This window comes from Phaeodactylibacter xiamenensis (assembly GCF_965229835.1).
Classification (GTDB): Bacteria; Bacteroidota; Bacteroidia; order Chitinophagales; family Saprospiraceae; genus Phaeodactylibacter; species Phaeodactylibacter xiamenensis.
Genome location: NZ_OZ245931.1, coordinates 2,555,133 through 2,578,479, shown reverse-complemented (window position 1 = coordinate 2,578,479; position 23,347 = coordinate 2,555,133). Strand labels below are relative to the sequence as shown.

Here is a 23,347-nt window from a genome sequence, read left to right as displayed (position 1 = left end):
ACTATGGCTTATCGTTTTTTAGCATTCTTGTTACTGATCACCGGCGGGCTTTGCGCTCAGGAATTGCCCGAAGATTTTTACGATGTCACTTACCTCACGGAGCTGGATAACCCCATGGGGATGACCTTTGATGAGAACGGGCGCATGTACGTCTGGGAAAAGAAAGGTGTGGTGCGGGTTGTGGACACTGCGGGTAATCTCTATCCGGAGCCCCTCATCGATATCTCAGAGGAAGTCAGCAACTGGAAAGACCACGGGCTGATGGGCTTTACGCTGGACAACGATTTCCTGGCCAACGGCTATTTCTACCTGCTCTACGCTCTGGATTTACACCACTATGAATATTACGGCACACCGGAATACAGCCCCGACAGCACCGTCACCTGGAAGCCAACGATTGGCCGGGTGGTGCGTTACCGGGCCGATCCGACTACGGCTTACCTCCGGGTTTTGGAGGGTAGCCGGCATATCCTGCTGGGCGAAACGATTGAAGATGGTATCCCCTTGATGTACGAATTTCATGGGCTGGGTGACCTGGTGATGGGACAGGATGGTACCCTTCTCATTAGTGCCGGCGATGGGACGAGCAATGGCGGCCCCGATACCGGCGGTGATGAGTACGGAACGATGGCGAGTGAAGCCATTGCTACCGGCATTATTACCGAAGATGAAGACCTGGGCTCTTACCGGGCGCAGTACCTGGCCAATTACAATGGCAAAATCATGCGGATAGACCCAGAAACCGGCGATGGGCTGAGCAGTAACCCTTTCTTTCAGCTGGATGCGCCCCGGTCGCCCCAATCGCGCATCTGGGCCTATGGTTTCCGCAATCCCTACCGTATTCAGGTCCGTCCCAATACCGGAAGCCATTATTCGGAGGACGGCGATCCCGGCACCTTATATATAGGTGATGTAGGCAATGGCGCCTGGGAAGAATTAGATATTGCGCCAGAAGGCGGGCTCAATTTCGGCTGGCCCATGATGGAAGGCTTTGGTAGCCACTGGCCCTATATCAATGAGCCTGCTCCTGCCAATCAGTTGCACCCCAATCCGCTCTACGGAAACGGAGGTTGCGATCAGCCTTTTCTCAATTTCAAAGACCTCTACGTGAACCCACGGGAAGATGGCCACCGCGTACCCTCCAACCCCTGTGACGATAGCGTGCCTATTGAAGGCTACACGGTAGGAACGATGCCCACACTGCAGTGGAGCAATGCCCGCTGGAACCCGCCCACCCGGGCGCAGGTAGCAAGCTTTGATGATAACGGCTGGTACAAAGGCCTGAATGTTGATGCACCGGAGTCCAGCCTGGAAGACACAGAGCTGTTTGATGGCTTCTCCTCTCTGGCAGGCGTATTTTACGAAGGCGATCAATATCCGGAGGAATACCACGGCAAGTACTTCATGGTCGACTTCAGCGGCTGGATCAAGGTGGCAGATTTTGATGATGCCGACCAATTGCACAGAGTTAAGCCCTTCCACAGCAATGCCAAGGATATTATCCACCTGGCGCTGAACCCGGCAGATGGCAAGCTCTATTACATCAGCCTTGAAGGTACCGTACATCAGATCAGCTATGGGGGGAATCCACCCCCGGTGGCAAAGATTCAGGCGGAGCAATTTTTCGGCCCCGGACCGCTTACGGTCGAATTTGATGGGAGCGCGTCCTACGATTCTAACCTCCCTATTGTCAGGTACGAGTGGGATTTTGGCGACGGCACAACGGCTGAAGGCCAAACCGCGGAGCACACCTACACCGGCACAGGCCAGCAGCGTTACACCGCTGTACTGACCGTTTACGACAGCCTGGGCGCCTCCGCCACCGATGAAGCCGTAGTCGCGCTTAACAATACCCCTCCACAGGTAAATATCATCAGCTTTCAGGATGGCGACCGCTACCCGCTCGATCAGAGTACCACCCTGCTCCGTCTCGAAGCCGAAGTAACGGATGCCGAGCATGCTGACGAAGAGCTGATGTACGAATGGCGTACTTTCCTTCACCACAACGACCACTTCCATCCCGACCCTGTGGACTTTGAACACCTCAGCTTTGCCCTCATCAGCCCGCTGGGCTGTCAGGAAGAGCTCTACTGGTACCGCATTCAGCTGACCGTTACAGACCCTGGAGGGCTTAAGACTTCGGTGACGCAACGGGTGTACCCTTACTGCGGCGACCCGTTTCTGGAGTGGAACGAACTGGCAGGAGCAGCTGCAGAAGGCGGCGTCAACCTGATGTGGGATACCCAGTTCGAGGACAGTCTGGCCTACTTTGAGGTGCAGCGCAGCCCGGATGCGTACAAATTCACCGCACTAGGCCAGGTCGCTGCTAAAGGCAACGGGCAATACACATTCTTCGACGATGGCCCGAGAAGAGGTACCAACATCTACCGGGTAAAGGCCGTAACGGAAAACGGTGCTTACCGCTATTCCAATCCTTTGCGCATAGGCTATCCGGAGCCGCTGGCCATTAATGTTTTTCCGAATCCGGCGCGGGATGCCTTTACGCTTGAGCTTCTGGAAGCACAGGCAGGGCAGGTCCGTCTGGAATTGCTGGACGAGACCGGGCGTGTGGTGCTGGAAAAGTCCTGGGAAACGGATACTGGAGTGCCCTTTAGCGAGCGTATCCTGCCCGGGCAACTGCCCAACGGTGCCTACTTCTACCGGGTGACTAATGGGGCGCAACGGCACTACGGGCAGCTCATGCTCCTCCGCTAAATTAGAAGTTGAAGACAAAATAATATGAAAAACTTCTTCACAAGCATGGCCCGGTTCTGGATGCGGTATTATCTGCTCATCCTGTTGCTGTTTGCCGGTTACCGGGCAGCAAATACCCCCGGGCGTTTCATCAGGGGTATGATTTGGTCAGACGCAGAAGGCTACTATTTGTACCTGCCGGCTGTGCTGATTCAGGGGGGCTTTGAAGACTTTCAAGTCCGGACAGAGGCTCAGTTTCCCAACTATGAAGGGACCAATAAGCGCTTTACCAAGTATACCTGCGGGGTGGCTATGCTGGAGCTTCCATTTTTTCTGATCGGGCATTTCTGGGCAAAGGTGTTGAGCATGCCTGCTGATGGATATAGTTATCCTTATATCGTTGCCTTACAACTGGCAGGCCTCTTTTACGGCTTCCTGGGCCTGCTGCTGCTGAAGAAAATACTCGCCCGGTATTTTAGGCCCGTAGTGGTCATGATGACAGTGACTGGTTTTTTCCTGGGCACCAACCTTTACCATTACATTCTGCAGGAACCGGGGATGTCGCACGTGTACTCCTTCTTCCTGTTTGGGCTTTTCGTCTGGCTGACGCCCCGGTTTTATGAAAAGCCCGGCTGGAAAACCTTTGGAGGTATGGGGCTGCTGGCGGGACTGATTGTGCTCATCCGGCCCACGAATATTTTATTGTTGCTTTATTTGTTGTTGTTCGGGCTGCGCTCCTGGGCGGATGTCAGGGAGCGGTTGCTCTTTTTCAGGAAACACCTGGGCGCATTACTCCTGGCACCAATAGCAAGTTTTCTAGTCTTTATACCCCAGTTTTTGTACTGGAAGCACATCTCCGGCGACTGGCTCATTTATTCCTACGGGGAGGAAGGCTTCAACTGGCTGGAGCCCCGGGTTGACATGGTCCTCTTTCACATCAAGAACGGCTGGCTGCTGTTCAGCCCGATGGCAGGCCTGGCGATTATCGGCTGCCTGGTTGGGATGTGGAAAAACCGCTACAATATTGCTCCTATATTCCTCATTTGGCTGCTCCTCCTCTACATCACCTCCTGCTGGTGGTGCTGGTGGTTTGGAGGCGCTTTCGGGCACCGGCAGTTTGTCGAGTTTTATGTGCTCCTGGCGGTTCCCTATGCCTGGCTGTTTACGCAGGTGCTGGAGAGCAAAGTTTTAGTGCTGAAGATTTTCTTGGTGGCGCTTTGGCTGCTGCTGGGGTACTACGGGTACATGCTCGCTGTGCACTTCCGGGGCCCGCATTATGAATGGTGGAGCTGGAAAGAAGTGGTGGAGTACATGTGGCAGTTTAAGTTTGATAAGAAGTACTGACGCGTTCTTCCACGACTGAAACAACGAAAAACACCATTGCCCTATGCCTGTACTGGCCACCGTACTCAGCATTTTACTCCTTTTGCTACTCATTCTGAAATGGCGCATCCCTGCTTTTCTCGCCTTGCTGATTGCTGCCATTGCGGCCGGTTTGGGCAGTGGGCTGGAAGGCCCCGCTGTGATAGAAGCCATGCAGAACGGCATGGGCGGCACCCTGGGCTTTGTGGCTACAGTAGTGGGGCTGGGCGCGATGTTTGGAGCCTTACTGGAGAATGCCGGTGGCGCACAGGCGATTGCGCAATACCTCATCCGTAAGCAAGGGGTGGAACGGGCGCCTGCCGCGATGGCATTCACGGGCTTCCTGATTGCGATACCGGTATTTTTTGATGTGGCGTTTATCATTTTGATTCCGGTACTCTACGCGCTCAGGGAGCGTACCGGAGCCTCCCTGCTGAAGTTCGCCCTGCCCCTTCTTGCCGGATTGGCGGCCACCCACGCCTTTATTCCACCCACGCCCGGCCCCATTGCGGTGGCTGAAATCGTTGGCGCCGACCTGGGGTGGGTCATCCTGCTGGGCGCCATAGCCGGACTGCCTGCTGTGCTGGTGAGCGGGCTGTGGTTTGGTCAGCGCGTTGCCCGCCGCATTGATCCCGAGCCACCTGCTTTCTCGGAAGCGAAAACCCCGGACACTTTGCCACCAGTAGGTTTGATCCTGGTGATTATCGGTATGCCTATCGTACTGATTGTGCTAAGCACGCTGGCGCAATCGGGCACATTGCCATTGCCTGCTGCTGTGTTGCCGGTGCTTCAGTTCTTGGGGCATCCTTTCACGGCATTATTACTGGCCAACCTTCTGATCTGGTACCTGCTGGGGTTGCGCCGTGGCTACAGTTCGGAGGTGTTGCTCAAAGCCACTACGGATTCCATGTCCACTGCCGGCAGCATACTCTTGCTCACCGGCGCAGGCGGCGTCTTCAAGCAAATGCTGGTGGATACGGGCGCAGGCCAGCAGATTGCCGCTTCTATGACAGCAGCAGGACTGCCCGTGGTAGTCTTTGCCTTCATCGCTGCTGCTTTGATCCGGGTGGCACAAGGCTCCGCTACGGTCGCTATGATAACCGGAGCCAGCCTGACTGCACCGCTATTGAGCAATGGTGTACATTTTAGCGCCGGGCAGCTGGGAGCGGTAGTCATTGCAATTGCAGCTGGCGGCACGGTGCTGTCCCATGTCAATGACAGTGGCTTCTGGCTGGTGAAATCCTACCTCGGGCTCAGCGAAAAAGAAACCTTCCGCTCCTGGACTGTGCTGACAGCCGTACTGGGAGGGGTAGGGTTTGGCATAGCCGCCCTGCTTTTCTACTTATTCTGATGCCTGAAATTCCCATTTTGGGAATCCCCTCTACCTGTTAGATCAGTTTTTGAATTTTACTTTGTTTAAGGTGTTGATTATCAGTGTTTTTTAGTTTTTGGCACAACTTTGGCATATATGTAGATGTAACTGACAATCAAAAGCTTAGCCCAATGAAATATGCACTAACAACGATTCTGGGAATTTTGATGATTGCATTTGTTACTGCAGGCAATCATCAGGGGTCTAACCAAACACACTACATCTACGACACTAAGAACATTGAGGAGCGTAACACACCAAAAGTAGAGCCGGACGGCACATTAGTGTACGGTTTCTATCAGGTTGAGGACTGCCTCAGTGAAGACATAACGCTTTAAGCACCAAGATTTAGGGAGTTTTTTTAACATGATTAATGGATTGTTTTGGGTATAGCAGCAGCCTTCGGGCTGCTTTTTTTTGCTCCTGCTCTTGTGCAGTTTCCAAAATAAATTTACCTTTGCAATCGCTTAAGAAAAATCAACCGGAGGAGTGGCAGAGCGGTTGAATGCACCGGTCTTGAAAACCGGCATGGGTCACACCATCGGGGGTTCGAATCCCTCCTCCTCCGCAAAAGCTGAAGGAAAAAGCCGCCTTGAAAAAGGCGGCTTTTTTTATGCCCTTTGCCGTGGGAAGGTTGCCCTTCCCTAAGGCAGGAGGGCATAAAAAAGGAGCACGTAGTGCTTTTTCCTTCAGCTTTTGTTTCTCCCCGCCTTAGGGAGGGGCGAAGCCAATCCCTCCTCCTCCGCCTCCGCCCGACGTAGCTTTATGCGCCAAAATCCATTTTAATGGATAGGCCCGTAGGGAAGTCGGGCTTTTTTTTGCCCATATTTATCCTCCTAAATTAAAAGCATATTCTCCCATCGGGCTACGGCGGACAGCGTCCGCTCCCAGCGCTCCAACCTCAATGAAACATGGAACAGCAGCAGTTTTACGTATACACGCTAAAGTGTCGGGACGGTAAATATTATATTGGGCGTACCAAGAATTTAGAAGACCGATTGTCCCGGCATCGAGCTAAGCAGGTCTCTTACACTGCTCCCCGCTTACCTGCTCACTGCCGTTAACGCTGAATCACAAACCGTCCAGCAGTATGTCCAGTGCCGAAGCGGACGTCATAAAAATAAAGCCCGGCGGGCCATTGATCCACAGGGATCTGCTTCTCGGCTGTCTGGAAAGGGTATGTACCAAGGCGCTGCCCATTAGAATTGTAAATGACAATCAGGGCGGATGAGTTTTGTTCTTCCGTTTTTTCGAATCTGATGACCTGGGAAGCCGGATTGGGAGCTACCTGAACCTTACCCGTATACAAGTGAGTCTGCTCTGTTGCGGCAAGTAGGTTTTCCAGGAAGTCAACATTCACCCGGTGCACGGTCTTATTGGTGATTATCGGGGCATTGAAATCAAAAAAGATGGCGGCCTGGTTGTGGATAGCGGTGGCAGGTTGCGTATTGGTTTTTAAGTCTATGCCAAATTTTACAAATCCATGGGAAGCCGGCTCATTTACGTTGCTATCAGGCAGCATTATATTGGCAAACTCAAAAAGCAGGGTGCCATCCTGTGCCAGTTGCCACGTATAAGGATGGCTGCTTGCACCGGGAGAAATAGTAGCAGGGTTCAACCATGCTGACAGCGTATCCTGAATAGCTACATTGAAGGCTGTATCTGTACCCGTATTTTGGAATCGGATCAGGTACTCCAGACGGGTACCTGGCTCAATGAAGTGCTCGGGGCCAGCACCTTTAGGGAAGCCCTGTTTATCATTGGGGTCGTAGGCACCAATATTCGCCCGGCATTCCAAATCGGTGAAACCGCCGTTGCCGTACAAGGGGAAGCTGTTGAAAAAGCCCAAAGAAATCACCTGATTATCGGAGAGACAACCTTCCAGCGTGGAGCTGATCAGTTCTCCCGGGGCAAAGCCGGGCCTGCGGGGCGCCTGCAGCCGGTAGGTGACACCGGTGGCAGGGCGGAAGATTTCGATAGAATCTCCCTCTCCCAGCTCAAAGGGCTGGGTAAGGAACATAACGTCGTCTTCAATAACGATATAGGGCGCGCTATCAGCCATGTCTGCGTCGCCAATATTGCGAAGGGTAAAAATGACAGAGTCGCCATCGCAACGGCTATCCGCTTCAATGAGAGGGGCAGGGGGCGTGGACACACAAAGGGTGTCAGGAAAGACGAACGCTTCCACACAATGGGTCTGCCCGAGCTGTGTTTCGTCGCAATCCAGATGTGCCGTAAACCGGAATTGCCCGCAGGTAGTCGGGGGGAGGTCGCCCAGCTCGAATCGGTACGTCTGATCCCCGGTTTCCGAGTAAGGAAGCTCAGCCGACTCCAGGGTAAGGTGTTCGTTCAGTTGAATTTCCACGGCAGCGTCGTTAGCAACAGCAGTGCCTTCGTTGCAATAGCGGACCGAATAGGTGTTGGGGAAACAGCGCCTGAGAAAGGGGACAGACACATCTACGGACATTAACGGACAATCGACCTGGGTTTGTACCGGGAAGTTAACTACTGTCTCCTCATAGAAATTTTTCAGTACGGTATCTATAACCGCCTGGCACGGGACCCACAGCGCATTCGGGGGGGTAATCGAAATCGAATAGCTTCCGGTATCCACGGTCATGGAGTAGAAACCGTTGGAGTCGGTCGTCGCATAATAATCGGTCGTGCCATTGGAAACGATAATGTTCCAACCTGACAGCGGGAGTGCCGTAGAATCGAGTGCGCAGTCCGCATCTTCGTCGCGCTGCACGGTGCCCTGCAAGGTATGGGTGAATACATTGCCCATGCTGTCCAGTTTGACAGCGTAAGCTTGCGAGTTATTGATGCCTGCTGCCACGCAACTGGCATCTGTTCCCGTTGTAATTGCAGCAAATCCGTGAGAGGAAAAGGAGGGCAAGTCATGAAAACTCCAATTGCTATCCCCATTTTCACGGAAACTATAAACAAAGCTTCCGAAAAGATTTGAACCCCAGGCGTACTCCCCGAACCCTCCTGCAATGAGATAATCGCCAGTAGGTGTTTGTTCAATATCAGTTGCCGGTGCAGGGCAGTTCCGATTCCATATTTCCAGACCTTGAGGCGTAATTTTTTTTACAAATCCGGGCGATATGAAGTTGCCGTCCGAGCTTCCGCAAACGATATAATTACCATCAGTAGTCTCTTTCACGCGATGAGTATAAATTTCATCTGAAACTCCCATCAGGTTAAATTGTGAAAGCATTTCACCGTTATCATCCAATCGGATGATATGAGAAGACTGCAGGCCAAGCGTTGAAATATAACTTCCGGTTGCAATATATCCCCCGCTACTCAATGGCGTGATATCCGCCACATAGGGAAGCAAAACCTCATCCCAATAACTAAAACGAGGGTAGGTCTTCTCCCAAACTACATTGCCCTGCTGATCGATTTTGTGCAAATGAATGAGTAAGCTGTCGCCAGTCAGGGTTTCACTGCCAGTGATGAAGTGCCCGTCAGTGGTGGGAGTAAATGCTGTGGAGAGGGTGGTCAGCGTATCACTAACATAGTAGCGTTCGAGCCATTGCACTTCTCCCTGCATATTGAGGCGCATGACCCCGTGCTGAGGTGAAAGTTGATCAGCGTCCGAAAAACGTCCGCTGATGTATATTGCACTATCGCCCAAGAGGTGCATATTGCTGGCGTAGCCATAAGCTTCGGCTCCTGCTCCAAATGTCTTTGACCATTGAGTGTTCCCGTAGGTGTCGATTTTCCAAAGCGCGAGCTGATTACTGGAAAATGCCTGTCCATACAATAAGTAACCGCCATCAGCGGTGGCTTTTACATCTCGGATCAGGCTGTATGAAGCAGTGCCGGTAGTGTCTTCAATGCTGAAGGTTTTTTTCCAGCCTTGTGCATGCAGAAATTGGGCAGAATAAGTCAGGCCGAGGAGTACAATGAGTAGTAGGGAACGCCGCATAGCTTTCTTTTTTAACAAAGATTAGGATTGCAGGGACGGAATACAAATACAAAAAATGCCATTTGTCAAAGGCAAATATTTAGATTTAAGCCTAATTGCTTTTATTGAAAGGCAAGCAATGATTTTTTATCAAATACATATAAATTAATTTAACTTGAAAGGAAGCCGGCTCCTCATGATATTAGAGCAATTAAGCAGAAAAGAGGTAACAGCCTTTGGCAAAATGGTCCGCTCTCCGCTGTTCAATCAACGTCAGGATGTGGTTGCATTTTGGGCGTTTTTGGAGGAGCGGCTTTACTGGATAGGAGAAATACCCACTAAAGAAGCCGCTTTCCATCATCTTTTTCCGGATCAGCCTTATGATGCACAGCGCATCCGCTACCTGATGAGTTGGCTGATGAAGTTGGTAGAGCAGTATCTGGCGCTTGCCCCCCATCTGCTCTCCTCTGTCCAGCAGCGGGTGTCACTGTCGTCAGCCTACCGGGAAAAGCGGCTGTCAAAGCACTTTCAGCAAACCATCCGAAAGGCCCGTCAGGAGATAGAGGAGCAGCCTCTTCGTCACATAGAATATTATCAGTGGCAGTATCAGGTGCAATGGGAGCATTACCTCTTCTCGGCCGGTCAAAAACGAGTCAGTAGCCTTAACCTGCAGGAAATATCCGATACCACAGACATCGCTTTCATTGCTCAAAAATTACGGCAGACCTGCTTTCTGCTAAGCCATCAGGCGGTCTACAAAGCGGAATATGATTTTGGCTTGCTGCAGGAAGTGCTGGCTTTCGCCAAACAGCGAAATTTGCTGGACTTGCCTGCCATCGGTGTATACTATCATTGTTATTACGCGTTGTCGCCCGATGGCACAGAGAAGGACTTTCAGGCTTTTAAGGATCAACTGCTTCAGCATTGGGCCTGTTTCCCGGAATCTGAAACGAGAGACTTGCTGCTGCTGGGGCTGAACTATTGCATCCGTAAGTTCAATGCCGGTGGTCTGGAGTTTGCCCGGGAGGGGCTGGACCTTTACCAAAAAGGGCTTTCCTCCGGTGTGCTGCTTTCGGATGGGTTCCTGTCCCGATTTACGTACCGGAATGCGGTGGCGCTTGCGGTTGCTATCGGGGCGCTGGATTGGGCGGCCTCCTTCATTGAAGATTATAAAAAGCATTTGCCTAAAGAGCATCAGGACAGCATGTACAGCTTCAGCCGGGCGAGACTCGCATATGAGAAAGGGCACTACGGGGATGTCCTTCAACTCTTACAGCGCGCTAACTACAAGGACTTACTGCTCAATCTGGCCGCTAAAACCCTGCTGCAAAAAACGCTTTATGTCACCGGGGCATGGGACGCGCTGGAGTCTCAGCTGGAGGCCATGACGTCCTTTCTGGCCCGCAAGGATATCCTGACTTATCATCGTAACAATTATCGCAACTTCGCAGCCCTGCTAAAGAAAATTTTGGTCCTGAACCCACACCTCCTTTCCGCTAAACAGGCGCTTAGGGCAAGGATTGAACAAACCCAGCCGCTTACTGAAAAACAGTGGCTGCTGGAACAATTGGGCAAGGTTTAGCCCTTCCGCTGCTTCCAGCATATCCAGATGGAGCGCAAAACCCTCCGGTTCAACCAGTACCATCAGGCGCTTCTCGCCCTTGCAGTTCAGCTTTTTGAAAAGCAGGTCCAACGTGGTTATTGCTTTACAAAACGGTAAATGGCATTCGGGTTCACTACATAGCCAATGACGGAAGAAGGGAAGGTCACTTCCCCATTGACCAGGCAGCCGCTTTCTTCTGCCACCACGGTCCAGGTAGCGCCTCCGTCTTGGGTTTCGAGTGTCTGCACGCCACTGAGGTAGTTGATGCCGGTCTCTGGCTCCTGGCTGATCACGCTGCGCAGGAAAAAGCCCTGATTCTCATCCACAAAGTGCATAATGCCGCCACCGCCTTCAACGGGCAGGGGCATTTCCTCCCAGTTCTGTCCGCCATCTGTGGTTCTGAATGCGGTGGTCTCGCCCACGACGAAGCCCACCTCAGGCGTAGCAAAGTAGAAGACTTCAATGCTGTTAACTGGCGTAGTCCGCTCTGTCCAGGTTTCGCCCCGGTCATCCGAAAAGCGGAACCGGCGGTTCATTGGGATGAAAATACGGTTGCTGGCCCGCTGGAAACGAGGGAAGCCAAATTCTTCCGGCAGGTCCTCAATCGCCCAGGTTTCGCCACCATCTTCTGTGCGGGCGATGCTGTAATCGCTATTGCTGCCTGCACTTTCGGGCAGGACTAGCGCCAAACCAAGCAGTGGATTGTAGAATTCCAGGTCCATAAACCGGCGCACCTCGTCCACATAGCGGCGCTCCCAGGTCAGTCCCGCATCAACGGTAGAGAGAAAGACTGCACCGGAATCGCGCTCTTCACTAAATTGAGGCAAAATGTCCGACCCGCCGGCAAAGCCCTGGTCTTCTGCAAAGAAGTCCACAGATAGCAAAGCCTGTACCGTAAGCGCATCAGTTTCCTGGCCGGTGAGTTGGACTTCCCATACCGCTCCGTCACCACTGATACGGATTAATGTGCCCAGCTCGCCTACAGCGTAACCCACAGAAGTGGTGGTGAAGTCTGCATTATTAAGTTGTGGCAGGAAGTTGGACGCAATATTTGGCTGTATCACCTCCATGGACCAATTATCCAAAAATTCTTCCGGCTTACATTCTGCTATATTGAAATCGAACCCATCGTCATCGCAGGAACTGAAAACCAGCGTGCCAATGACGCCAAACAGTATCCAAAACTTTACACTATTCATATTCATACCTCAGTTTTGTCAGAAAAATCAGTGTGCAAAGTTATTACTTTCTTCCTGATCGGACAATATTAGAATAGTCTCAACTATTTAGAGTATATTTGCACCTGCATTCATCTCTCAGGGGTAACAGATTACCCGGAGATGGGGAGCGTGCTCCAACAAAAGCCTACTCCCACCTTTTTTTAACTGACCTATCTTTAGTGGGTGAGACGGCAAGGTAAGATACCTTTTATAAATGATTGATACCTCCCATTCCCGTCAAACTGTTTAAGCTTAGGCATTTCAATTTATTCGATGACTTTTCAAGATCTCGGGATTATTGATCCCATTCTTAAAGCACTTCGTGCTCAGGGCTACGAACAGCCCACACCTATCCAACAGCAAGCTATTCCAAAACTACTTAAGGGGAAAGACCTGCTTGGCTGTGCGCAGACCGGCACCGGCAAAACTGCAGCTTTCTCCATTCCCATCCTGCAGCAAATGTACGAGGACCAAAGCTGGGACCGCCGCAGGCGTGAAATCAAATGCCTGATCGTTGCGCCTACGCGGGAGCTGGCTATTCAAATTGATGAGAGCATTTCGGCATACGGGCGGTTTCTCGACCTACGCAATACGGTCATTTTTGGTGGCGTAAAGCAGGGGGCGCAGACTCGTGCCCTGAGCAAAGGCATTGACATCCTTACCGCAACTCCCGGGCGTCTGCTTGACCTTATGGGACAGGGTTACATTAGCCTGAAACATGTGCAGTTTGCGGTAATGGATGAAGCCGACCACATGCTCGACATGGGCTTTATCCATGACATCAAGAAAATCGTGAAGCAGTTGCCGCAAGACCGGCAGTCTCTGTTCTTCTCTGCTACGATGTCACCGGAAATCCTGAAGCTCTCCAAGGGCATTCTGGGGCATCCGGAGCGCATCACCATCAAGCCGGAACAGGCAACCGCCGAACGGGTAGAGCAGAATGTCTACTTCGTCACTAAAAAGGACAAGCGTAAGCTGCTCCTGCACCTGCTCAAGGAAAATGATGTGGATTCAGCCCTGGTGTTTTCCCGCACCAAGCACGGAGCCAACCGCATCGCCAATCAGCTGGATAAGGCAGGCATCAATGCCGCCGCCATCCACGGCAACAAATCTCAGGGTGCCCGGCAAAAGGCTTTGCAAAAGTTCAAGGACGGCAACCTGAATGTACTGGTCGCCACCGATATTGCGGCGCGTGGCATCGACGTAGACGAACTGTCCTACGTGGTCAACTTTGACCTGCCCAATGTACCGGAGACCTACGTGCACCGCATCGGCCGCACCGGACGGGCAGATGCAAGCGGCGTAGCCCTTTCCTTCTGCGATGCGGAAGAGCGCGCCTACCTCAAAGACATTCAAAAGCTCATTGGCCAGTCTATTCCCGTTGTCAGCGAGCATCCTTTCCCGGATGATGGTGCTACACCGGAGCCTGTCAGCAGCAATGGGCAAAACCGTGGCGGCGGCCAACGTTCCGGTCGTTCTTCCGGGGGCGGCAACCGCAATAACCGGCGCAATAATAGCCGGCGCCGGAACTAATTGCGAGCTGTAATACAGCGTTAACAGGGCCGCCAAGGCTACCTGAGAAAGCGGGGGAACCCGTTCTTTGGTGGGCTTGGCGGCTTTGGTTTTTTCGGATGCTGCCGCAGCGGGGAATGCCATCAGGCAGGAGTTTCAGGGTATGCTTAGTGATGGGGGGAAGGCAAATGAGTTATTTGCCACACTTGGAGAAACAAAATTTCAACAAATTTTCGGTGTGGATAATGTTGATGATTTTCTTGATGACATAATTCCAATTTTGGATGACTTTCTTGATTTAATCATTAAGGTTGAGTAATCAATTAATTGAGATCGAGGAGGAAAAGAATTAAGTTAGATAATCATTCAGTACTGCGGAGTCTTTCAATGATTATGGTTTTACGAGTTGTGTTTCTTTTACAGCAAAAATTTATAATATGGACTACAAGCTGGTTCACCAAGAGATAATAGAAGGAAAACCAAAAGAGGTTGATTTCTTTGATAGCATTTTGGCTTTTCCATCTTCAGATCAATTAATTAAATTTTATAGTCTGAAGAATTTGGAGACACCCAAAGGTTCTTTTTTATCGAACGATAAATATTCATCATGTTTTTTTGTTGAAAACTTTTTGGTGGTGAGGGAGAATCATTCAATAGCTTTAATGAAACCTGATGGAACGGTAAGTAGAGTAAAAAGAAAGCTAGCTGCGTCACACCTTCATTGTGGGAGGATGATTTTCGTAAAAGTAAAGGATGATGCGACAATCAGCTTGGGAGCTATATTATGCGACAATCCTGAAGTTATTTTATGGAAAACTAATACAAGGATAGGGCAATTTCGTATTTGTAAGGGAGAAACTTTGTTTGCTACAGGTTACTTAAAGAAAAATCTTGTCTTTTGTGTTGATGTGAATACTGGGGAATTGATTTGGCAAATCAATTTAAAGCAAACATTGTCAAATACGGGGATTTCATATTCCGAGTGTAGCGGTATATGTGGAGTATATAGAAAAAAGTTAGTGCTTTCAACTAAAGGGATTGATGGAATCATCTGTTTGGACCCACTAAATGGGGAAATAATTGAAACCTGGCACGAGCTCCCCACCGGCACCACCCTTGGCCCTCAGCAGTCCAGAGTATTGCCGAACCCCGCGCACAGTGTATTGCATGAGGAAGCAGGCAAGATACTGGGGCTGACCGGTTACTACTACTGGGAGATCGACTTGCAGACCGGAGCCCTGCAGGCACAGGACTGTACCTCCGGGTTTAAATCGCGGCGCTTGCGTGCTATGACCCCGCCGGTGTGTCAGGGCGACCACCTGTACTTTTCCTCAGACGAGGTATTCGAAAAGCCAGACGGGACGCTCGGGCACGATATCAAGCTCGCGGCATTCAACTGGCGTACCCGGCAGATAGACTGGGAGTGGGCTTTTGATCACCCCGGCGAAGGGCTATACCAAATCGGCATGCCCAAAGTACATGGCGATTACCTGGCAGCCGCCGATACGGGCGGGCAATTACATCTATTCAAGAAAACAAGCTAAAACGGTCATCCACAGCGTGTGTATAACCAATTGCACAAAAAACAGAAAGTGACCACGGCTATCAATCCTAGAGGACAACCCTCTGCAGTTAAGTGCGATAGCTGCTGGGGTGGAGCTTCCCGCTTTGCTCCAGCTTATCCATGAATGCTGCCGGGCTATTCAAGCAGTACAATTTATTACGCATACATCATCAGCTCCCGTTTTGCACGCTCACCCAAAGTTCCGTATTTTGAGGTAGAAACCTCAGCTTATGAAAACCCTACTTCCCCTGCTGTTCTGCTGCTCATTGGCTCTTTGCGTTGCTGCGAGCGCTGCATCTTCCCTGGGCGGTCATCGTTCCGCTATGACGATTGAGGAGCCAATAGCTCCACTGGAAGGGTCCATCGTGCCCCTGCCTGCCGATACCCTGCCTTATACAATGGAAGAAGCCCGTCGCAATATTCAGACCGCGGGGCTTTTTTTGCTAGTGGGGCTTGTATCCGTATCCCCTCCCGTGCTATACCTTGCCGCTTTGGTTGGCGCCCCGGTTTTGCCACAACTGCTTTTCGTCTTAGGGGCACTTTCATTGGTTTGGGGTGGGCTGAAATTCATTCAGGGGCGAATTCGCCTGCGCCGCCTCCGAGCTCACCGGCGGAACTCCCCGGGTGGCTGACCGCTCAATGCCTTAATCTCTGGTTCATCAGCCGGGAGCGCTTTGACGAGAACGCGCTATCCTGATGACCCAAAAGATCCTCGTGATTACCGTTGTGCTGGGGTGGTAGGTCTCCCGCCAAAAAAACACCACGGTTACTTTTTGCTGTAAAAATCCTCTATATTAGGCAAGCCAATTGCCCACCCCAAAGCCGGAAAAGCCCTAAGTATGAACGTGAATTACCGCCTCGCCTGGCTGCTAGCCCTACTCTGGCTGTCTGCCTGTACTCCCGACCCTGAGCTGCCACCGGAGACAGAACCGGAGCCTGAGCCCGCTCTGCCCTTCACAGCCATGGATCTATCGGACTTCTCCGGCTTTCAGTCGGGCCCGGAGAACTGGGCCATCGCCGGAGGTGCCTACGCCGACCGCTCCAAAGCACTGACGATGGAGCCCCTCGAAGGCACGGGCGTGGTGGTGAATACTGCTCCTCCAAGGTCCGGAGCGCACCTGTTCACTGCCTTTGAACACGGCGATATTGAACTGGAGCTGGAGGTGATGACTGCGAAGAATTCCAATTCCGGGATTTACCTGCAGGGGCGCTATGAGATACAGGTGTTTGACAGTTGGGGAGTGAAAACACCGCAGCATTCCGATATGGGCGGCATTTATCAGCGCTGGGACGATGATGCACCAAAGGACAAGCGTGGATACGAAGGCCACCCACCGGCAATGAATGCAGCAAAAGCGCCCGGGCTGTGGCAGCAGGTGCGCATCCTGTTCCATGCGCCCCGGTTTGATGATAACGGGCAGAAGGTACAGAATGCCCGCTTTAAAGAAGTCTGGCTCAACGGCATCAAAGTGCACGAGAACGTGGAACTGACCGGGCCGACCCGCGCTGCGCTCTTTACGGATGAAGCCCCCACCGGCCCCATTATGCTGCAGGGCGACCACGGGCCGGTCGCTTACCGCAATATCCGGTACAAACGGTACGATAATCCGCCGGTTGAAACCCGCAACCTCACCGTAGCACAATATGAAACCCGGCAGGAGGAGCTACCCGATTGGGATACCCTGGAGTTACAGTCCAATACACCGGTAGATTCCATTTCCTTTTATCAGGCAGGTACCCGGGCTGGATTTTCCCTCATATATGAAGGCGTATTAGCTGTGCCGGCAACCGGCGATTATCTCTTCACCACTTATGCCAACCACACCGCCATCCGGTTTATTGTTGGTCAGGATACCTTATTCGACCGGGATAATAGCTATTCCATGGGGCCCAAAGCAAAGGCGATTACCGGTCTCTCAGCGGGGACGGTCCCGTTTCAACTGGTCCTTCACAAACCCGGGCGTGGCTGGCGGCGGGGCTTTGGGCTGGAAGTGGAAGGCCCGGGTATCGAACGGCATGCGCTTACGACCCCTGCCTCTGTAAAACAAGGCCCCAAACCTGAGCCCATTATCATAGCTGCCGAAACAGAGGCTACACTGCAGCGTTGCTTTATGCTGCACGAAGGCAAAAAACGTACGCACACCGTAGCCGTTGCCACACCGCAGGGCATTCACTATGCCTACGATGTAGAGCGGGGTACCCTGCTTAGAGCCTGGTCGGGCGGCTTCATGGATGCCACCGATATGTGGCACGAGCGGGGAGAAGCACAACTGGGGCAGCCCCTGGGCATGGCCATCGCCTTCCACGGCGACCCTGAATTATACGCATTGGAAGATGAAAAAGCCGTCTGGCCAGACACTCTGACTACCGGCCAAACCTATCGGCAGAAGGGCTACGAACTTGACGCTGAAGGGCACCCCACCTTTTTGTATCAGGTGGATGGTACTTCCGTGAACGTACAACACCGTCCTGCCGCAGGGGAGCGCCGATTAACCCGCATCCTAACGATTAGCAAAGGCGATGGCTTGTGGCTGAAATTGGGCGATGGCAAAATGATCGAGCAACTGCCCGACGGCACTTATGCTGTCAATAACCATCAGTACCTGGTCGACCTTGGGGGAAAGGAAGCTACCCTACGGCAGTCCAACGGGCAAATGGAGTTGTTGCTCGCCCTCAGCCCTGGTGCACAAACCATCGAATACGACATCATCTGGTAAATTTACAGACCATGAGAGCCTTTTTGACCTTCGTATTTTGCAGCCTGCTGGGCGTTCTGTTTGCACAGCAAGACCCCATGTCTGCCTATTATAAAATCGTGGATGTCCCCATACCGGATGAGGTTGTGCTGGAAGTTGGCGGGCTGGCCCTCAATGATCAGGATCAGCTGGGCGTCTCCACCCGCCGGGGCGAGGTCTGGCTCATTGACCGCCCGTACAGCAAAAATCCAGCCTACAGCTTGTTTGCCAAAGGCCTGCATGAGCCCCTGGGGCTGGCTTTCCGTGACAACGGTTTCTACGCCACCCAGCGCGGCGAGCTGACCCGTCTGGAGGACCGCGATGGCAATGGCAAAGCCGATGTCTTTCGCACGGTCTACTCCTGGCCCCTTTCGGGAAATTACCACGACTACTCCTACGGGCCGAAGTTCCTGCCCGATGGCGATATGCTGGTGACCCTCAACCTCTCCTGGATTGGGCACGGCGCGAGCCTGTCCAAATGGCGGGGCTGGCTGCTGAAGATCACCCCGGAGGGCGATATGGAGCCTTTGGCTACCGGCTTGCGTTCTCCTGCGGGCTTTATGGTGAATGAAAAAGGCGATATCTTCTATACCGAAAATCAGGGCGACTGGGTCGGCTCCGGGCGGATGACGCACCTGGAAAAAGGCGATTTTGCCGGCAACCCGGCCGGGCTGCGCTGGGCCGCTGAGCCCAATTCACCGGTCAAGCTGGCTGCGGAAAGTATTCCGGACTATCCGGGCATGTCCCTTTTCGAATACGCCAAAAAAGTCCCTGCGGTGAAAGCGCCCGCCGTGTGGTTCCCGCACACCATTCTGGGTATTTCCACCTCTGATATTCTGGTGGACAATACCGGTGGCCAGTTCGGCCCTTTCGAAGGACAGTGGTTTGTAGGCGATCAGGGGCACAGCAAAATCATGCGGGTGTACATGGAAGAGATTGACGGGGTCTATCAGGGCGCGGCATTCGGGTTTATCGATGGCTTCGCTTCCGGCATTCTGCGGATGATCTGGGGTAGCGACAACAGCATGTTCGTAGGCATGACGAGCCGGGGCTGGCCCGCTACCGGTAAGGCGCCCTATGGGTTGCAGCGGCTGGTGTGGTCGGGCAAAACACCTTTTGAAATCAAAACCATGCAGGCGCAGCCCGATGGTTTTCTGCTCACCTTCACAGAACCGGTGAGCAACAGCACGGGCAGCGATCCGGCTTCCTACGCCATCACCACCTTCAATTACGAATACCACAAGACCTACGGCAGCCCCATCGTTGATCAGCAGGACGGGGAGGTGTACCAGGTGGAGCTTAGTGAGGATGGGCTTTCTGCCCGTTTGTTTGTCAAAGGCATGCGCCTGGGCTTCATACATCAGGTAGCGGCGGAGGGCGTGCGCTCCCGTGCCGGTAAGCCACTGCTGCACAATACCGGCTATTACACCCTCAATACGGTGCCGGGCGGGCAACTGAAATCCGCAGCTGTGGGTTCGGCGGAGGATGAGGCTGCCGATGCTGGCCCTACAAAGCGCCCCAATACCATGCCCACTTCCTGGACAGATGGGCCGGAGGTGGAACTTAATTTGGGGACCAAACCCGGCCTCAAATACGATGAAACCGTACTTATGGTGGACGCCGGTGCCAAAGTCAAACTGACCTTCAGCAACAGCGACGATATGCTGCACAACCTCGTTATCGTCAAGCCTGGTGATGCGGTGGACAAAGTCGCGGAGTTGTCTATGCAACTGGGCTTGAAAGGAGAGGAGATGAACTACGTGCCGGAGTCGGACCTGATTTTGTACCACACGGGTATCCTGCAGCCGGAGACATCCGAAACGCTGTACTTTACCGCTCCCAAAGAGCCGGGGTACTACATGTACGTCTGCACTTTCCCCGGGCACGCACAGGTGATGCGGGGCACGCTGATGGTGGAGTAGGGGCTATTCAAACTTTAGGCCGTAGCCTATCAGCAAGCGCCATGCTTCCTGCCGGGCGAAACGGGCCCCTTTCAGGTCATTGTGGGCCGGATGGATGGTGAAATTTTCTGCCGTCCGGAAGTCGGCATTTTGCAGTTGGGCATTCTCAAAGCGGGCATCCTTCAGGTCGGTGCCGCTAAAGTCAGCTCCTTTGAGTGAGGTGCCGGTGAAGTCCGCCTCCCGTACCGAGCAGTCCGAAAAGACAGTGCCTTCCATCGGTAGGGCGCCAAAAACGCCGTAGTCAAGCTGGCATTTTTCAAACCGGAGTTGCAGCAGCAAAGGCTTGCAGTCTTCCCATGCGACCCCCAACAATCTGCACCCGGAAAAAGTGACTTCCTGGAAAGCCGTGCCCGCCACCTCCGCGTTGCTTAGGTCACAATCCTCAAAACGACATTCCGTAAAGCGGCAATCCATAAAATTTGCATTGGAGAACTGGCAATTGCGGAATACACAGTTGATGTAAATACCGATGGGCAAGGGCTCCGTGGCGGTATCCCGGTGCTCAAAGGTTTGATCTTCAGTCAAAGGTAGGCTCATGAGGGTTAGTGTTAGTTTATACTGACGATTAAGTGGTTTGCCATAGCAAACCTACTCAATGTCAGCATTTACGCTGGGAAGTGGCTTGCTCCGATGTCGCAAACCACTTCGTTGTGCGTATAACACAAACATAATTGTCTGTGGCTTGGACAAAGGTAAAAAAGCTTTACCTTCGCGCCTTCCTTTTGAGAGCTTGCCCTAACCTTTCCAGAAAAATACTAATGTCCCGGTCGGCTGCCGGGCACCAAACTACTGTGTACTATATGAAAAAGTTATTCAATCTTTTTGACCTTTCTCAACGTGTAGACTATAAAACCGAAGTCCTCTCGGGCCTGACTGTTGCGATGGCGCTCATCCCCGAGGCGGTGGCTTTTGCCCTTATTGCCGGGCTTTCTCCGCTGACGGGGCTTTATGCCGCCTTTGTGATGGGGCTGATCACTTCTATATTTGGCGGCCGTCCGGGCATGATCTCCGGAGCGACAGGTGCGGTGGCAGTGGTCATTGCGGCGCTTGCGTTGTCACATGGTGTAGAGTATGTCTTCGCTACCGTCATTCTGGCGGGGCTGATTCAGGTATTGGCGGGCGTGCTCAAATTGGGTAAGCTGATGCGTTTGGTCCCTCACCCGGTCATTTTTGGATTTGTAAATGGCCTGGCGATTATCATCTTCATGTCGCAGCTGGAGCAATTCAAGACACCGGAAGGCGCATGGATGGCGGGCAACAGCCTCTACCTGATGCTCGGGCTGGTCCTCCTGACGATGCTCATCATCTGGGGGCTTCCGAAGATTACTAAGGCCGTGCCTTCTTCTCTGGCGGCTATCCTTACCATCTTTGGCGTGGTGGCTTTCTTTGGGCTTGATACCCGTACGGTAGGCGATATTGCTTCCATTCAGGGCAGTTTCCCACCCTTTCATATTCCAATGGTCCCCTTTACCATGGAGACCCTGTTGATCATTTTCCCCTATGCCGGTATTATGGCAGGTGTAGGCCTTATTGAGAGCCTGCTTACCCTGAATATCATCGATGAGATTACTGAGACCCGGGGCAGCGGCAATAAAGAAGCCGTAGCTCAGGGCACGGCGAATATCCTTTCCGGGCTGTTTTCCGGCATGGGCGGCTGCGCGATGATCGGGCAAAGCCTGATTAACGTATCGGCAGGTGCGCGCGCCCGGCTGTCGGGCATCGTTGCTTCCGTTATGCTGCTGGTATTTATCATGTTTGGTGCCGGATTGGTGGAGAAGCTCCCCATGGCAGCTCTGACTGGTCTGATGATCATGGTGGCAATTGGCACCTTCGAGTGGGCCAGCCTGAAGACCTTTAACAAAATGCCGCCTTCTGATATCTTCGTGATGGTGTTGGTCACCGGCATTACCGCCGTCCTGCACAACCTGGCACTAGCGGTGCTCATCGGCGTGATTATTGCTGCTCTGGTTTTTGCCTGGGACAATGCCAAGCGCATCCGTGCCCGCAAGCGCATTGATGAGGATGGCGTAAAGCACTACGAGATATACGGTCCGCTCTTCTTCGGTTCGGTCGCCGTCTTCAATGAAAAATTCGATGTGCTGAATGACCCGGATGAGGTCATCATTGATTTCGAGGAAAGCCGGGTAGTAGATATGTCGGCTATCGAAGCCCTCAATAAAATTACAGAGCGCTACCGCAAGGTGGGCAAAAAAGTACACCTGCACCACCTGAGCCCCGACTGTCGAAAACTGCTGAAAAATGCAGAGGAGATTATTGATGTGAATGTGGCAGAAGACCCAACCTATAAGGTGGTGGTGGATGAGGTTTGAGTGGGGGCTTTACGCGGTTTAAAGTGACTGCGTAGGGAGGCGGCTTCACGCGAAGATCGCGGAGGGGTTTCACGCAGAGGTCGCGGAGGTGCATTGGAACACGGATTAGACTGATTGCGCGGATTTACACTGATTTCGAGCGGGGACATGCTTATGTGGCGGCACCGGATTGCCAGGATCAGCGTCATCAGTCAGATCAGCGTCATCAGCGTACCCATGTCATGCGTGGCAGGTTTGGAACACAGATTAGACTGATTGCGCGGATTTTCACTGATTGCAGAGAGTACCTCCAGCGGGGCGGGCCCAGCAAAGCAGATCAGTTCGATAAGTCAGATCAGTGCTATCAGTGTCCTATTGGCGTGGGAGGATGATGGTAACACAAGATTTGAGTTTAGAGCTTTTCCTGGGGAATTTACAACATAAGCGGGGCGGGGTTTCAGTAATCACCAAAAAAACCATGTCAAGGAATTTTGTTCTGGGGTAAGCTCAAATTGAATTTTTATTAGCCCCCCACTTAGCTGCTCAGATCAATAATTTATCGTTACTTTTCCCCTGTCAGAGCGCTACCGCAGATCAAATTGTTGGGAATATTATGCAAAACCTTTGCAATAACACTGGTCCTAATGAATTTATCTCTATGTTGGATTTTGAGGAAGCCCTTTCCAACTACGCCTATGTTGATATGAGTTTGCTTTGGTCTGATCCAGAGGCGTTTGAAAACAGCTACATTGAATCGGCTTGCGATTGTTCTGGCAGTCAGAGTAATTGTGAAGAATCTATAATTCCGTATAGTTGTCAATCTTTTGAATTCGAAGATTTAGGACTATTTCAAATAGCAAGGTTACGCGATGTAGAGATGAACTTCTATAATACACAAAACAAAACAGATGCAGAATGTCAATTTAATGTTCAGGTGTCTGCCCCACTGAATATTGAATTGAGTAATGGTGAGTTGCTTCCTGTTTCGGCTGGACTTGCTGCAAACGCAGCAGCTGAAGCTTTAAATATTTCTATAAATGCGAATCAAGAGCAAACTAAAACGTAGAAGCAAGTTGATTAAGTTTGTGGAATGCGACTT

At 52.2% G+C, this 23,347-nt stretch carries 17 protein-coding genes and 1 tRNA gene; 15 read left to right on the top strand and 3 right to left on the bottom strand.

Annotated features, from left to right (window positions below):
- Window positions 1–3: 3 nt before the first annotated feature.
- The 6 genes from ACO08I_RS09505 to ACO08I_RS09480 all read left to right on the top strand — a co-directional run bounded on the left by ACO08I_RS09505 (window position 4) and on the right by ACO08I_RS09480 (window position 6,492).
- Complete coding sequence (locus ACO08I_RS09505) at window positions 4–2,715, top strand: PQQ-dependent sugar dehydrogenase (protein ID WP_421949177.1); 2,712 nt, start codon at window positions 4–6, stop codon at window positions 2,713–2,715.
- 24 nt (window positions 2,716–2,739) lie between these two features.
- A complete protein-coding gene (locus ACO08I_RS09500; protein WP_421949176.1) occupies window positions 2,740–4,038 on the top strand; it encodes a hypothetical protein in 1,299 nt (432 codons plus the stop codon).
- A 43-nt stretch (window positions 4,039–4,081) separates the two neighbouring features.
- Entirely contained in the window at window positions 4,082–5,407 is a 1,326-nt protein-coding gene (locus tag ACO08I_RS09495; RefSeq protein ID WP_421949175.1) for a GntP family permease, read from the top strand.
- A gap of 152 nt (window positions 5,408–5,559) precedes the next feature.
- Window positions 5,560–5,766, top strand: coding sequence for a hypothetical protein (locus ACO08I_RS09490; RefSeq protein ID WP_421949174.1), 207 nt, complete (start codon window positions 5,560–5,562; stop codon window positions 5,764–5,766).
- A 145-nt stretch (window positions 5,767–5,911) separates the two neighbouring features.
- Window positions 5,912–5,996 (top strand) — tRNA-Ser (locus ACO08I_RS09485).
- 343 nt (window positions 5,997–6,339) lie between these two features.
- Window positions 6,340–6,492 carry a GIY-YIG nuclease family protein gene (locus tag ACO08I_RS09480; RefSeq protein WP_421949173.1) on the top strand — a complete coding sequence of 51 codons (153 nt, stop codon included), beginning with the start codon at window positions 6,340–6,342 and terminating at the stop codon, window positions 6,490–6,492.
- On the opposite strand, the gene ACO08I_RS09475 is transcribed toward ACO08I_RS09480, so the two are convergent.
- The gene (locus tag ACO08I_RS09475; RefSeq protein WP_421949172.1) at window positions 6,489–9,365 is read right to left on the bottom strand and encodes a DUF7619 domain-containing protein; all 2,877 of its coding nucleotides are present in this window, start codon (window positions 9,363–9,365) and stop codon (window positions 6,489–6,491) included. The two genes, ACO08I_RS09480 and ACO08I_RS09475, sit on opposite strands and share 4 nt — an antisense overlap.
- Window positions 9,366–9,519: 154 nt before the next feature.
- Between ACO08I_RS09475 and ACO08I_RS09470 the strand changes: the two genes are divergently transcribed.
- Window positions 9,520–10,926, top strand: a complete 1,407-nt coding sequence (locus ACO08I_RS09470) for a hypothetical protein (RefSeq protein ID WP_421949171.1) — start codon at window positions 9,520–9,522, stop codon at window positions 10,924–10,926.
- Between the two features lie 116 nt (window positions 10,927–11,042).
- Here ACO08I_RS09470 and ACO08I_RS09465 read toward each other — a convergent pair whose 3' ends face one another.
- Entirely contained in the window at window positions 11,043–12,146 is a 1,104-nt protein-coding gene (locus ACO08I_RS09465) for a WD40/YVTN/BNR-like repeat-containing protein (protein WP_421949170.1), read from the bottom strand.
- A 294-nt stretch (window positions 12,147–12,440) separates the two neighbouring features.
- On the opposite strand from ACO08I_RS09465, the gene ACO08I_RS09460 reads away from it, so the two are divergent.
- The 6 genes from ACO08I_RS09460 (at window position 12,441) to ACO08I_RS09435 (ending at window position 19,900) form a co-directional block, all read left to right on the top strand.
- On the top strand, window positions 12,441–13,700 hold the full coding sequence (locus ACO08I_RS09460) for a DEAD/DEAH box helicase (protein ID WP_421949169.1): 1,260 nt from the start codon (window positions 12,441–12,443) through the stop codon (window positions 13,698–13,700).
- 76 nt (window positions 13,701–13,776) lie between these two features.
- The gene (locus ACO08I_RS09455; protein ID WP_421949168.1) at window positions 13,777–13,998 is read left to right on the top strand and encodes a hypothetical protein; all 222 of its coding nucleotides are present in this window, start codon (window positions 13,777–13,779) and stop codon (window positions 13,996–13,998) included.
- A gap of 118 nt (window positions 13,999–14,116) precedes the next feature.
- Complete coding sequence (locus ACO08I_RS09450; RefSeq protein WP_421949167.1) at window positions 14,117–15,223, top strand: hypothetical protein; 1,107 nt, start codon at window positions 14,117–14,119, stop codon at window positions 15,221–15,223.
- Between the two features lie 250 nt (window positions 15,224–15,473).
- Entirely contained in the window at window positions 15,474–15,875 is a 402-nt protein-coding gene (locus ACO08I_RS09445; RefSeq protein ID WP_421949166.1) for a hypothetical protein, read from the top strand.
- Window positions 15,876–16,082: 207 nt separating this feature from the next.
- Complete coding sequence (locus tag ACO08I_RS09440) at window positions 16,083–17,960, top strand: 3-keto-disaccharide hydrolase (protein WP_421949165.1); 1,878 nt, start codon at window positions 16,083–16,085, stop codon at window positions 17,958–17,960.
- Between the two features lie 11 nt (window positions 17,961–17,971).
- The gene (locus tag ACO08I_RS09435) at window positions 17,972–19,900 is read left to right on the top strand and encodes a plastocyanin/azurin family copper-binding protein (protein WP_421949164.1); all 1,929 of its coding nucleotides are present in this window, start codon (window positions 17,972–17,974) and stop codon (window positions 19,898–19,900) included.
- A 3-nt stretch (window positions 19,901–19,903) separates the two neighbouring features.
- Here ACO08I_RS09435 and ACO08I_RS09430 read toward each other — a convergent pair whose 3' ends face one another.
- On the bottom strand, window positions 19,904–20,476 hold the full coding sequence (locus tag ACO08I_RS09430; protein ID WP_421949163.1) for a pentapeptide repeat-containing protein: 573 nt from the start codon (window positions 20,474–20,476) through the stop codon (window positions 19,904–19,906).
- 263 nt (window positions 20,477–20,739) lie between these two features.
- Here ACO08I_RS09430 and ACO08I_RS09425 point away from each other — a divergent pair, with 263 nt between their 5' ends.
- Both ACO08I_RS09425 and ACO08I_RS09420 read left to right on the top strand, forming a co-directional pair.
- Window positions 20,740–22,269 (top strand): SulP family inorganic anion transporter, encoded by a 1,530-nt coding sequence (locus ACO08I_RS09425; protein WP_421949162.1) that lies wholly within the window; start codon window positions 20,740–20,742, stop codon window positions 22,267–22,269.
- Between the two features lie 592 nt (window positions 22,270–22,861).
- Window positions 22,862–23,314 carry a hypothetical protein gene (locus ACO08I_RS09420; protein WP_421949161.1) on the top strand — a complete coding sequence of 151 codons (453 nt, stop codon included), beginning with the start codon at window positions 22,862–22,864 and terminating at the stop codon, window positions 23,312–23,314.
- The last annotated feature ends 33 nt before the right edge of the window (window positions 23,315–23,347 follow it).